The following is a 12303-nucleotide window of genomic DNA, read 5'->3' on the forward strand; positions in this document are numbered from 1 at the left end:
TCAGATCTCCGGTACCTCCAAATCGATGTGGGCACGTGCGCTGAACGGGTCACCGGTGTGCCGGGCGGAGCTGTTGAGGTAGTTGGCGAAGGCGATCTCGGAGTGCGGGTGCTGTGGGCCGAAGCGCTCGCGCAGGGTCTCCTGGGTTCGCACGTCCAGTGCGACCGCCTCGGTGATCTCACCGGTGGCCACCAGGGTGTTGGCCCGGTTGACGGCCGCGCCCAGGGTGAGGGGGTGCCGTGGCCCCACCTGGTCGTCCTGCGCCAGCCCTTCGTGGGCCAGCCGCGCCTGTTCGGCGGCGTGCTCGGCCTCGCCGGCCCGGCAGGCGTAGGCGGCCAGGTTGGATCGGGCCACGAGGGTGAACGGGTGCCGTTCGCCGAAGGTCCGTTCGTACCCGTCCACGCAGGACTCCGCCCGCCGCCAGGCCGGTTCGAAACGGTCGTCGGCGGCCAGGCAGGCGGCCAGTTCCAGACCCATCGCCAGACTCCGCGGGTGGTCCTCGCCGTACTCGTTCAGGTGCAGTTCCCTGGTCCGAAGGATCCGGCGCAACGCCTGATCGGATTCGCCGACCAGGCGTTCGGTGACCGCCAACTCCTTGCGGGCGTGCAGGGTGTGCGAGGACAACTCCCCGACGGTACGACGCAGCAGGTAGGCGGCCTGATGGATCTGGCGCTGGGCGATCACGTATTCGCCCATCCGGCGCCGGTAGGTCGCGGCGGCCGAGGACAGGATCCACGTGTGCGGATGTCCTTGGGGCAGCAGTTCCCGCGCGCCCCGGAACGCGTGGGCGGCGTTCTCCAGGGCGGGGCCGTACTCACCGGCCGCGGCCAGCGACAACGCCAGGTTGTGTTCGGCCAGCAGGGTGTGCTGGTGGTCGGGCCCGCGGTCGTCGAGGTAGGCGTCGTAGGTCTTGCGGTCGTGGAGCAGGGCCTCCTGGAAGCGGCCGAGGGCGCGCAGGTCCGAACCCATCCCGCGCCGGGTCAACAGGGTGAACGGATGCGCCTCGCCCAGCACCTCCAACTGCAGGGCGAGGGTCCTGCTGTTGAGCCGATCCGCCGCGCGGTGATCGCCACGCGACCGGTGGACGTTGGCCAACTGGGTGGCCAGCCGGAGCCGGAGCTGGTCGCTTTCGCCGAAGGAGTCGGTCCAGGTCTCCAACAACGGCGCGCCCAGGCGCAACGCGGCCCCGAACTCGCTGCGCCTGTAGTGGTAGCGCACCTGGTTGACCAACCACCGGCGCACGTCGTCGTGGGCGCTGCGGTCGGCGCCGGAGGGGACGATGTGCCAGCGCAGGTGTTCGTACCGGTGATCGTGCCGGGTGTCGTCGGCCTCCTCGTCGTGCGGCGCGTAGGCCGCCAACAGCAGACGGGCCGCCTCCCGGAACCGGTCGCGCTCGCCCTCGGGGACGCGGTCGCGGACCACCTCCTGCACGGCCGGGTGCACCGAGAACGTCTTCAGGTGCCGGTCGTGGTGGAGCAGCAGCACCCGGGTGAGCTGGTAGTGGATGTGGTTGAAGTTGATCAGTCCGCTGCGGTATCGGGGGTCGGCCTCGCCGTACTCGGCGGCGGCGTGCGGCGAACGCAGTAGGTCTTCGGGGATGCCGTCCGGGGACAGGTGCGAGACCAGTCGGATCAGGCACAGACTCGCCGGGTGGTAGCCCTCGATCTCGTCCAGGGCCAGCGAACCGCTCAACCGTTCCTCGAACGAGCCCTCGCCCCGGGTGACGGACGGTTCGCGCTCGTCGAGCAACCGCACGTACTCGGTCACCGCCCGGACCCCGTCGTCGCGCCGTTGGGCGGAGTTCAGCCACTCCAGGGCGCGGTGCAGCAGGGCGGGCAGGTGACCCAGGCGTCGGGAGAGGCCGAGCGCGGTGGAGGTGTCCACCTCCGGGTACCGGTCGTCGAAGAGCTCCACGACCTCCTTCTCGGTGAAGGGTCCCACTTGCAGGCAGCGCCGGTGCCCGTAGGTCTCCCAGTCCCGGTGGTAGGAGGTGACGATGACGTGCCCGTGGTCGTGCGGGATGAGCGCGTCCAGGTCGCCGGGCGGCCCGGCGTTGTCGTAGACCAGCAGCCAACGGTGCACCGGTCGGCCCCGGCGCAGTGCGTCCAGCACGTGCTCCGGGCCCTCGATCCGCCGGTCGGGGTCGCCCGGGTCGTCGGGGGCGCGCCGGTTCAGTTCGGGCGCCAGGTCGGTCAGGGAGGCCTCGACCTTCTCCGACCGGTCGGCGGAGATCCACCGGATGAGGTCGTAGTCGCTGCGGAAGCGTCGGACGAACTCGCGCACGATCTCCGACTTGCCACTGCCCTGCATGCCCACCAGCACCACCGGTGGTTTGTCCTCCATCCCCTGGCCGAGCAGGTCGCGGATCCGCTCCAGGTGCCCCTCGCGGCCGCTGAAGTTCGGGTTGCCACTGGGCGCGTTGTTGATCCGCTCGGGGTTGGGCTCGCCGGGGTAGCGCGGTCCGTGTTCGGGCCCCAGTGAACGGCGGCTGTCGAAGGCCGGATCGAACCGGGCCAGGAGTGCGCGGCGGGAGTCCCGTTCCTCGCGGATGCGCAGGTTGAGCCACTCCGCCTCGGGGAAGTCGTCGGGCGGGGCGCCCTCCCCGATGGTCACCCCGAGCACCCGGTGCGCGCCGTTGGCGCCGTGGTCCTGTTCTCGTTCCAGGAGCCGTGCCAGGACGTCCATGGCGGGGGATCCGCGCAGGTGGGCGGAGACCAGAACCGTGACGACGCTGTTGGCCGGCGCGTGCGGTGGCGCGTCCGGGTCGCTCCTGGGCCGGACCACCCGGATGCCGACCCACTCCAGTTGGGCGCCGACCCAGTCGACCCACACCCGGTCACGGGGGTCGGCCACCAGGACCACCGACGTGACCGTCCCGTGCCGGATCTGCTCGAAGACCAGCTGGACCTGTTCGGTCTGCTCCTGGGTCAGGTGGCGTCCTCGGGGGACGTCGCCGTCGGTGAGCAGGGAGGTCAGGCGCTCGTAGGAGTGGAACAGGGAGTTGGGCGTCCTGGTCCGTTCCAGGAAGGCAGCCAGGGTGCGACGTTCGGCGATGGCCGCCTTGTAGGGGATCTCGGCCCGCCCCCAGTACCGCCACGGGTCGTCCTCGGGTACCTCGACGTAGGGGGCGAACCGGGCGTAGGTGGAGTCCAGGTGGGCGGCCAACTCGGGCAGGTCCTGGTCGACCCTGGTCAGCACCGGGTGGACGGGAACGTGGGGTGCCTCGGCCCGTAGGTCGGCGGTGATCCCCACGGCCTTGGTGACGGCGTTCTGGTTCAGGGGAAGGCACAGCACGACCTGGTCGGCCAGGAGTGTGGCGCACTGGCGTCCGAAGAGGCCGTTGCCGGGGGCGGTGTCCACCAGCACGTAGTCGAAACCGCTGTGCAGCAGGCGGGTGCGCAGCGCGCGCAGGAAGTGTCGGGCCGACGGGCTGGTCGCGAAGCGCGCGTTGTGGATGTTCTGTAGCAGGATCCGTTGTTCGGGGTCGCGTCCGCCGGGACCCAGGTAACCGATCTCCCCCTCGGGGACCCCGGGGATCACCGTCCATCGGCTCAGGCGGTCGATGCGGTGGTGCAGCTCGGTGCCCTGGCGGCACACCTGGGCCGGGTCGGCGCCCGGAACCTGGGTCTGGGCCATGATCTCGGTGACCATGTCGACGATCCCGTGTTGGGGCTCGCCGCGCAGGGTGAACAGCGGCGCGAAGTACTCCCGCAGCTCCGGATCGCGCAGGTGAAAGTCCACGAGCAGGACGCTGCGTCCGGTACTGGCGATGTTCCAGGCGATATTGGCCAGGGACGTGGTGCAGCTGCTTCCGGACAGGGGGGAGTGGAACACGAGGATCCGACCACTGGAGTTCGTCTCCCCGTTTTCTTTACTGGTCAACGCGGCTCCGGGATTTCCCATATCCGTTTCTCGTCGGGCGGGCCAAGGGTGTTCGGTCACTTTCTCCTGGGTATTTCGGGCGGGGTAGGGGTGTTCCCATTTTCGCGACCGGAGAATCCAGTGTGTATCGGAACGAGATCTCGAAGAAGGGGAGGAAGAAAAGGATGGGAATCATGTGGCGTGTGGGATGTTTGTTGTCCCTATTTGTCCGGAGAAGAAAGGGAGAAGAAAAAAGTGGGCCCCCGGCGTCGTGCCAAGGGCCCACCCGTGTCCACTCACTCCCGGTCACTCCCGGAACGGGACGCGGTGCTCCGAGGCCCGATCCTCGGCGAAATCCACCAGCCGTTCCTGCCGGCGCGCCACCGCCGGCCGCTCCGGGTGCGCCACGTGGCGCAGTTCCCTGCCGCGCCCGCGTCGGTCGGCCAGGGCCATCGCGGCGGAACGGCGCATCCCCAGCTCCTCGCCCTCCTCGGCCAGGGCCCGACGGACCCGGGATCGGTAGGTGTGCCGCACGACGAAGTAGACGGTCACCGCCATCAGGAACACCAACAGGGACTTGAGCACGGTTCCGGTGACTCCTCCCAGGATCGGGGAGTCGAAGAGCCAGTGCACGCCCATCGCGGCCAAGAGCAGTAGGGCCGCCCGCGACCCGTGTCGTCGACCGGGTCGCCACGACGCCGCGACCATCAGGCCGACCGCGGTGCCCGCCACCGCCGACATGGCCCAGTGCGAACCCAGACCGGTGATCCCCACCCGCAGCAGGAGGGTCTGGAGCACCGCGGCGGGTCCGTCGATGCCGCCCGTCATGGGGATCACGTTCATCGTGTAGGTGAAGTCCTCCACCAGTTGGAAGCCCAGACCCACCAAGGCGCCGATCACGAAACCGTCCACGGGCCCGCGCAACACGCGCGGCGCCATGACGGCGATGAGGACGACCCCGGCGACCTTGATCAGTTCCTCGTTGACCGGGGCGCTCAACGCCGCGCCCCAGGCCTCACCGAACGACAGTCCGCCGAGGGTGTTCCAGATCGTCATCAGGTTGCTGTTGGCGATCAGCGCGAGTCCCACGGCGGCGGTCATGCCCCAGAGCAGGGCCAGGAGCGAGAAGGTCATCGACGGTGGCCGCACCGGACGGATACGGCGCAGCAACCAGAAACCGATGACGCCGACCACGGTGAGTGCCAGCGCCGACAGCACCGCCTCTCCGAAGAACACCAGTACGGCCCCGAGGAGGCCGTTGACCATGATCGCGAACCCGGCCAGGCACAACAGTCCGAACACGACCGCGGTGACCAGACGTGGGAGACTCCGGCGCCGAGAAGAATCCTCATGTGGGACGGGCAACCCTTCGACGCCCTCTCGACCTTGACCCGAATCGCGGGGAGGGGGCACGTGCGCGTCCTTCCTTTCCTTCCTTGACGGGATCTCGGGTTCGGGACGTGCGTGGCTCATGCCCCTCCTCCCGTTCGGTCGAACCTGATGGACTGGAGGAGCTTCTCCGCGTCGGCCAGATCGCCTCCGCTGCCCTCGCCGACGGCCACGGACTCCACGGCGAAGCCTCCGTTCGGGGAGGGGAAGAGGGTCGCGGTGCCGACGTCCTCGTTGCTGTGCAGGGTCCCGGTCAGGCCCTCGGCACCAGACTCGGCGGTCACCGGACGGGGATCGGTGAGGCTCGCGGAGGGGTCGCCCACCCGAACGACCTCGCGCATGCCCTCCCACAGCGCGGTCTCCGACGACCTCTCGGGCGGGGTGACCACGGTGACCCGTAGCCGTACCGGCCCATTGCCGAACTGGTACTGCTGCCCGGCGCTACTGGAACCCGGGTGCAGCTCCCACCCGTCGGCGAAGGTCAGTTTCGCCTGGTACCCGGAACCGGTGGCGATCACCATGCTGTGCCCGGACTTCACGGGCGTGGTGGCGGGCAGGACGGTGTTCACCGCGGCCCACCCGCCGACCAGGATCGCGATCGCGGCGACGGCGATCCCCAGGGGGAACCATCCGCCGCGCGGTCCGCGCGGCCTCGCGTGTCGAAGCGTCGCGCTCTCCTCCACCATCGTGCCCCCTCGCTGTGCGGTGTGTGTTCACCAGCGAAGCATCGAGCGGGGCCTCAACAGTGGAAGAAACCGGTGCTTGGCGTACGTTTGCGACGATTTCACCGAATCTCGGGCCGGGGAAGACCCGCACGTCGAGCCCGAGGGGAGTGGCCCGAGTGAGAATTCGTGGTGGCGACCCCGGGAACGCGCCGCACGCCCCCTTGGCATGTCGACGCGAACATGATGGGATGCCAACGCCCGAAAGCACCCCCGAAACCGAAGGCCAACGCGAGCCGATGTCGAAGAAGACCGACGCCCTCACCAGGGACCGTTCCTCCCTTGGTCACCGAATCCGTTACGCACTGCGCAACCCCGCCAAGGTGGGGCCGTACGTGCGTCGTTCCATGCGCGACCTGCGCCTGCGCCTGACCCACCGCGACCACGTCTCCTACTACCGCGCCGTCATGGCCTCCGACGCCGCCCGCGACCCCAAGGCCGCGGTCGGCAGTCGTAACGAGGAGCGGTGGCTGGCGCTGGGGCGGATGCAGTTCGAGTACCTGCTCGGACACGGGTTGGAGCCCGGCCACCGCATGCTCGACATCGGTTGTGGGAACCTGCGCGCCGGCTGGCGGTTCATCGGCCACCTGGACCCGGGCGGTTACTACGGAATCGACATCTCCCCGGACATCCTCATGTCCGCGAAGAAGGTCCTGGCCGAGCGCGGCCTGCAGCACAAGCTCCCGCACCTGACCATCACCCAGGACCTGACCTTCGACTTCCTGCCCTCCAAGCACTTCGACGTCGTCCACGCGCACAGCGTCTTCTCGCACTCGCCGCCGGAGGTCATCGACGAGGCCCTGGCCCACGTGGAACGGATCCTCGCGCCGGGCGGCTTCTTCGACTTCACCTTCGACCGCACCGAGGGCACCGAGCACCACGTGCTGCGCGAGGACTTCTACTACCGCACCGAGACCCTCGTCGCGTTGGCCGAGAAGCACGGGCTCCGCGCGCGTTTCATGGACGACTGGGAGAGGCTCCCGCACGGGCAGTCCAAGATCCGGGTGACCCGCCCCGACCTCCAGGAGTGAGCGGGGAGGGACATGGTCTTCGATGGCACTCGGTTCCATCATGATCACCACGGGTGAGAATCGGGTGCCCATTGTCGCGGTTCGGTCCCGAACCGGTCTTTAAACGACCTTGAGGTGTCCTGGTCGTCATCCGAAACCGGATTTCGCGAGTCAAAGGGATGAATCCCCCATATCCCCCGGTTCGACACTCTCAGTGACGAGCCACTCGCGAAAGGCCGTCCATGCTCGTGACAGCCCGCCTGAAGCGCGCTGCCGAACTCCTGATCCCCCACTCCGTCAGGGCCCGTCGAGAGGAGGAACGCCTCAGAGAACGGGCACGGGCCAAGGAGGAACGCCGTCTGGAGCGCGTCACCCGACGCCGCGCCGCCCTCCTGGACTCCGACCCGAACCTGCGCTCCTACACCGTCGAGGGCACCGAGCGCATCGGTCGCGTCGTGCGGGACTACACCGCCGCCGGAGCCGCCGACCGCAACCTGGACCTGGTCCTGCGCGCCCTGGAACACGCCGGGATCGACCACTTCGTCGTGCCCGGCCGTTCCCCACGACGCCACGTCCTGGGCGTACACCGCTCCCGGCGCAAGGACCTGCTGGAGGCCATGCGCGAACTCCACGACGACGGTCCTCTGTACGCCGTCGCGCCCGGCCCCGACGGTAAGGTCGCCAGAACCTCCGCCTACGTCGACGGCGCCCTGGACGCCGAGGTCAAGAGCGGCCTGGTGATCCGCTTCGCCGAACTCCTGCTGTCCGAACACGAGGATGAGTTCGGCGGGTTCGACCACGGCTGCGACGTCGAGTTCTGGCGCGACGCCACCAAGGTCCTGGCCGGGGAACGGGCCGAAGACGCCCTCGACCGGCTCCGCGTCAAGATCCCCGTGGGCGCGATGGACGGAGCGCTACTGGGCCCGCGCCCCAACCGGATCGCCGACGTATTGACCACCGACGCGCGAAGATCCGCCACGCTCACCGTCCGAGGGCGCGAACTGCCCACCTTGGAACCGTTCTCGCACCGACACCCCGAGGACGTCGGATTCCCGGTCGACGTCGTCTACACCTGGGTCGACGGCGCCGACCCCGTGCACGCCGCCAAGCGCGCCCGCCACAGCGGCGAGGTGGTCGACCTGGCCTCCCACGCCGCCAACTCCTCGCGCTACACCGACCACGAGGAACTGCGCTACTCGCTGCGCTCACTGCGCATGTACGCACCGTTCGTTCGCCACGTCTACCTGGTCACCGACGCGCAGGTGCCCTCCTGGCTCGACACCGACGCCCCGGGCCTCACCGTGGTCGACCACCGCGACATCTTCACCGTCCCCGACGCGCTGCCGGTGTTCAGCTCACGGGCCATCGAGACCCAACTGCACCACATCGAGGGCCTGTCGGAGCACTACCTCTACCTCAACGACGACGTCTTCTTCGCCAAGCAGGTCGGAGCCGAGTACTTCTTCCACTCCAACGGGATCGTCCGGCTGCCCTTCTCCGGACACCAGATCGGCGTGGGCGCCCCCATCCCCGAGGAGGTCGCCCCCAACTGGGCGGGCAAGAACGCCCGGGCACTGCTCATGGAGGACTTCGGCGCGACCATCGCCCAGAAGGTGCGCCACGCCCCCTTGCCACAGTCGCGTCGGATCCACCGGGAACTGGAGGAGCGTTACCGGGAGGACATCGAGCGCACGGCTCGCTCGCGCTTCCGGCACCCGAGCGACATCGCCCCGGCCACCACCCTGCACCAGTACTACGCCCTCTTCAGCGGGCAGGGGGTGCGCGGCAAGTACCGCACCCGCTACATCGACATCGGTACCGCGCAGGCGCGGGAGAACCTGGCGGAGCTGGGCCTGGACGCACCGTTCGACTTCCTGTGCCTGAACGACTTCGACACCCCGCCCGAACGCCAGGAGGAGGTGGCCGGGATGCTCCGCGACTACCTGGAGCGTCGCTTCCCGTTCCCGTCGCCGTTCGAGCGCGCCGACGTCCTCGTCGGTGAGGACGCCCCGTCGCGCACCGAGGCCGCGGCCTGATCGTTCCCGGGGCGCGGACGAGGGCCGCGCCCCGGGAATCGGGTTCGTTCCGTCCGTCACAGGGACGTGGACATCGGGCCGCCGTTCCACTCGACCGCGTCCTTCAGCGCCCGTCGCAGATCCATCGCCTCACCGGTCAGGTCGGCCTGGGCGCGGTGCAGATTCATCACGATGCGTTCGGCGTCGGCCCAGTCGGCGAACCCGCCCAGGTCGGCGGCGCGGGCGGCCTCCAACGGGGTGCGCCCCTCACGCACCGCGTCCTCGGCGGTGGCCAGCACGAACCGGTAGTAGTGCTCGTGCGCGGCCAGGACCTCGTCCAGGTCGCCGGCCTGGAACACCGGGCCGTGCCCGGGTACGACGTGTTCGGGGGAGAAGGAGCGCACCCACTCCAATGAGCGCAGCGCCCCGTCGAACGAACCCATGAACACCAGCGGGGTCAACCCGTGGAAGATGAGGTCCCCGGTGAACAGCACCCTCTCCTGTGGTAGCCAGGCCACCACGTCGCCGGGGGTGTGCGCGGTGTATCCGGGGTGGCGCAGGTCGACCCGGCGCCCGCCCGGGTGCAGGGTGAGTTCCCGGTCCAGGGTCACCGAGGGAACCCTGCGGGTGACGTCGCCCCAGTCGGGGACGGGGTTCCACACGGGCGGGAGGCTCTCGAACAGCGGGTCGTTCTCCAGGGCCTCGCGCATGGCGGCCTGCCCGATCAACACGGTCGAGTCGGGCAGCAGGCTGTTGCCGTAGGTGTGGTCGCCGTGCTGGTGGGTGTTGAGCGCCCAGCGCACGGGAGCGTCGTCGGTGGCGGTCGCGAGGGCGTCCAGGAAGCGGCGGGTGCGTGTGGCGGTGGCGCAGGTGTCGATCACCAACGTGCCCTCGGTCCCGGTGACGGCGCCGGCGTTGTTCACCCACCAGGTGCCGTCGGGTTGCACCCAGGCGTACACCCCGTCGACGACCTCGTGCAGTGCCCCGCTCTCCGGTCCGGTACCCGTCGCCTCGCCCACGTGCGTCCCTTCGTTGATGCCCGATCGTCGACCCGACAGCGTAACGCGCGGTCACGTTCCGTAGGCGGGGATCGCTTCAAGAACCTCGAACACACCGCCGTGGACCGCGCGAAGGATCTGGGCCGCCGACACCGGCCACGCCTGGACGGTCGACCACACCGGGGAACACCGGCGGGGGGGGGGGGGGGCCCCCCCCCCCCCCCCCCCGCCCCCCCCCCGGGGCCCCCCCCCCGGGGCCCCGGGGGGGGGGGGGGGCGCCGCGCCCCCCCCCCCCCCCGGCTGCTCGCCCTGTGGCGACGCACCGACACCGACGCCCTCAAGGTGGACGGGAACACGGAGGCCCTTCCACTACCGATCCAGGCCGCCGAGACCGAGTGAGCCTCAGCGACGCCGGTCTAGGAAACTCGCGACGGCGTCGCTGAAGAAGGCCGGATCGTCCAACCAGGGGAAGTGCCCACCACCGGGCTGCGTCACCGTGCGGGCGTCGTCGAACAACCGTGCCGCATCCACGGCGACGTGCGGCCGAGGCGCACCATCCAGCTCTCCGGCCAGGAGCAGGACCGGAACACCCCAGGACGCCACGACCGCGCGGCCCGCCTCCGGGCCGAAGGCGTCCGGTGGCGAGAACAGCCCGGCCGCGTGTTCGTTCGACTGCTCGACCCCGGTGGCCGCGTGTGCCCGGGCCCGTTCGTCCCAGCGCCCGTAGAAGAACGGCATGACCGCGTCCCAGTCCTCGCCGGAGGTGGAACCGTTCGCCAGGTTCGTGTAGCCCCGCAACGCCGCCTCGAACCAGGGTTCACCGGAACGAAGGGCGGCGGCCTCCTGGAGGTGCCCGTCGGTGAACTCGATCCCCAGGGAGCGCAGCCGAGCGGTCACCAGCACCAGGGAACGCACCCGGTCGGGGTGGGCGAGCGCGTACAGCAGCCCCAGATCCCCGGCCGCGGAGTGGGCGAGCACGTCCATCCGTTCCAGGCCCAGATGGACACGGAGCGCCTCCACGTCGGCGACCTGCCGATCACAGCGGTACCCGGAATCGTCCTCGGGGGCCTGTGAGTCACCGGTTCCGCGCAGGTCGAGCAGGACGAGCCGGCGATGGGCGGATAGTCCGCCCAGGTCACCGAGGTAGGCGGAGGCGCGCATGGGGCCGCCGGGCAGGCACAACAGCGGTTCGCCGTGTCCGTCGGATCGGTAGGACAGGCGCGCGCCGTCGGGAGCTTCGAAGGTGGGCATGATCGTCATCCTCGCGGCACGGACCCCCATGGGCAAGGGGTTTGTACCACCCGGACCAGGGGGCTGCTACGGTCCGCGGTATGCGAGACGAGCCCGCCGACCTCGACGAACATCGCCTCCTGCCCGCCCTGAACGCCTGGGGCGTGTCCGCCGTGGCGCTGACCCACGTGCCCCTGGGCTTCGGTGACCACCACTGGAGCGCCACCGACACCGCGGGGCGACGCTGGTTCCTCACCCTGGCCGACCTGGAGCACAAGACCTTCCTCGGTGAGGACCCGCACATGGTGCTCGACCGTTTGGAAGGGGCCATGGACACCGCGGCCCGACTGCACGACGACGCCGGGCTGGGTTTCGTGGTGGCACCACTGCGTTCGCTGTCCGGCGCCACCGTCCACACTGTCGGCGCGCGCTACGCCCTGAGCGTCTTCCCGCACGTGGAGGGCGCCTCCGGGGAATTCGGCCAGGTCCTGGAACCGGCCCGCCGCGACCGGGTCCTGGACACGCTCGCGGCGCTGCACCGGTGTCCGCCCCCGGGCACCGCGCGCACGCTCCCGGTCGCCCTGGAGGGCGCCGAACACCTGGCCGCCCTGGCCGAGGACCCTCGCGGGCTCGGCGACCACGGGCCCCTGTCGGGCGCCGTCGCCGACCTCCTCGACGAGTACGGCGCGGTCCTGCGCGCCCACCTGAGCGGGTTCGGGCACCGGGCCGCCTCGGTCGACCCGGCCCGGGCCGTCATCACCCACGGCGAACCACATCCGGGCAACCTGCTGTGGCGCGACGACCGGCCGCTGCTGGTCGACTGGGACACCGTCGGCGTCGCCGTGCCCGAGCGCGACCTATGGCCGGTCACCGACGACCCCGAGGCCCTGGCCCGCTACGCCGACGCCTCCGGGCACGTTCCCGACCCCGACCTGCTCGACCTGTACCGGTTGCGTTGGGACCTGCGGGACGTGGTGGAGTTCGTGGACCTGTTCGGCGCCGAGCACCGGAGCACCCCCGACACCGAACAGGCACTCGCGGAACTGGCAGGCGTACTCGCCCGCCTGGCCGCCTGAGA

Annotated in this window: 8 protein-coding genes; 3 read left to right on the forward strand and 5 right to left on the reverse strand. The window is 70.1% G+C overall.

Going from position 1 to position 12303, the window contains the following annotated elements; translation table 11 throughout:
- From fxsT to ACWGKS_RS05285, 3 genes are all read right to left on the reverse strand, one after another.
- Positions 1-3882: an FxSxx-COOH system tetratricopeptide repeat protein gene (fxsT, locus tag ACWGKS_RS05275; RefSeq protein ID WP_452521808.1), complete on the reverse strand. Its 3882-nt coding sequence runs from the start codon at positions 3880-3882 to the stop codon at positions 1-3.
- A gap of 285 nt (positions 3883-4167) precedes the next feature.
- Positions 4168-5334: a PrsW family intramembrane metalloprotease gene (locus ACWGKS_RS05280; protein ID WP_358516338.1), complete on the reverse strand. Its 1167-nt coding sequence runs from the start codon at positions 5332-5334 to the stop codon at positions 4168-4170.
- Complete coding sequence (locus tag ACWGKS_RS05285) at positions 5331-5936, reverse strand: hypothetical protein (RefSeq protein ID WP_452521810.1); 606 nt, start codon at positions 5934-5936, stop codon at positions 5331-5333. Before ACWGKS_RS05285 ends, ACWGKS_RS05280 begins: the two co-directional genes overlap by 4 nt.
- A gap of 275 nt (positions 5937-6211) precedes the next feature.
- On the opposite strand from ACWGKS_RS05285, the gene ACWGKS_RS05290 reads away from it, so the two are divergent.
- Both ACWGKS_RS05290 and ACWGKS_RS05295 read left to right on the forward strand, forming a co-directional pair.
- Positions 6212-7003, forward strand: coding sequence for a class I SAM-dependent methyltransferase (locus ACWGKS_RS05290; protein WP_358516282.1), 792 nt, complete (start codon positions 6212-6214; stop codon positions 7001-7003).
- 221 nt (positions 7004-7224) lie between these two features.
- Positions 7225-9018, forward strand: a complete 1794-nt coding sequence (locus ACWGKS_RS05295; RefSeq protein ID WP_358516279.1) for a stealth family protein — start codon at positions 7225-7227, stop codon at positions 9016-9018.
- A gap of 56 nt (positions 9019-9074) precedes the next feature.
- Here ACWGKS_RS05295 and ACWGKS_RS05300 read toward each other — a convergent pair whose 3' ends face one another.
- Both ACWGKS_RS05300 and ACWGKS_RS05305 read right to left on the reverse strand, forming a co-directional pair.
- Entirely contained in the window at positions 9075-10016 is a 942-nt protein-coding gene (locus tag ACWGKS_RS05300) for an MBL fold metallo-hydrolase (RefSeq protein ID WP_358516276.1), read from the reverse strand.
- A gap of 381 nt (positions 10017-10397) precedes the next feature.
- Positions 10398-11246 carry an alpha/beta fold hydrolase gene (locus ACWGKS_RS05305; protein WP_358515854.1) on the reverse strand — a complete coding sequence of 283 codons (849 nt, stop codon included), beginning with the start codon at positions 11244-11246 and terminating at the stop codon, positions 10398-10400.
- A gap of 80 nt (positions 11247-11326) precedes the next feature.
- On the opposite strand from ACWGKS_RS05305, the gene ACWGKS_RS05310 reads away from it, so the two are divergent.
- Positions 11327-12301 (forward strand): phosphotransferase, encoded by a 975-nt coding sequence (locus tag ACWGKS_RS05310; protein WP_358515851.1) that lies wholly within the window; start codon positions 11327-11329, stop codon positions 12299-12301.
- The last annotated feature ends 2 nt before the right edge of the window (positions 12302-12303 follow it).

The sequence above is a fragment of the Nocardiopsis sp. NPDC055879 genome, from assembly GCF_053615935.1.

What these genes read in the sequence shown, in the direction of transcription:
- ACWGKS_RS05280 (WP_358516338.1), bottom strand. Translation starts at nt 5,334, where the DNA reads ATGAGCCACGCACGTCCCGAACCCGAGATCCCGTCAAGGAAGGAAAGG.
- ACWGKS_RS05285 (WP_452521810.1), bottom strand. Translation starts at nt 5,936, where the DNA reads ATGGTGGAGGAGAGCGCGACGCTTCGACACGCGAGGCCGCGCGGACCG.
- ACWGKS_RS05290 (WP_358516282.1), top strand. Translation starts at nt 6,212, where the DNA reads ATGTCGAAGAAGACCGACGCCCTCACCAGGGACCGTTCCTCCCTTGGT.
- ACWGKS_RS05295 (WP_358516279.1), top strand. Translation starts at nt 7,225, where the DNA reads ATGCTCGTGACAGCCCGCCTGAAGCGCGCTGCCGAACTCCTGATCCCC.
- ACWGKS_RS05305 (WP_358515854.1), bottom strand. Translation starts at nt 11,246, where the DNA reads ATGCCCACCTTCGAAGCTCCCGACGGCGCGCGCCTGTCCTACCGATCC.
- ACWGKS_RS05310 (WP_358515851.1), top strand. Translation starts at nt 11,327, where the DNA reads ATGCGAGACGAGCCCGCCGACCTCGACGAACATCGCCTCCTGCCCGCC.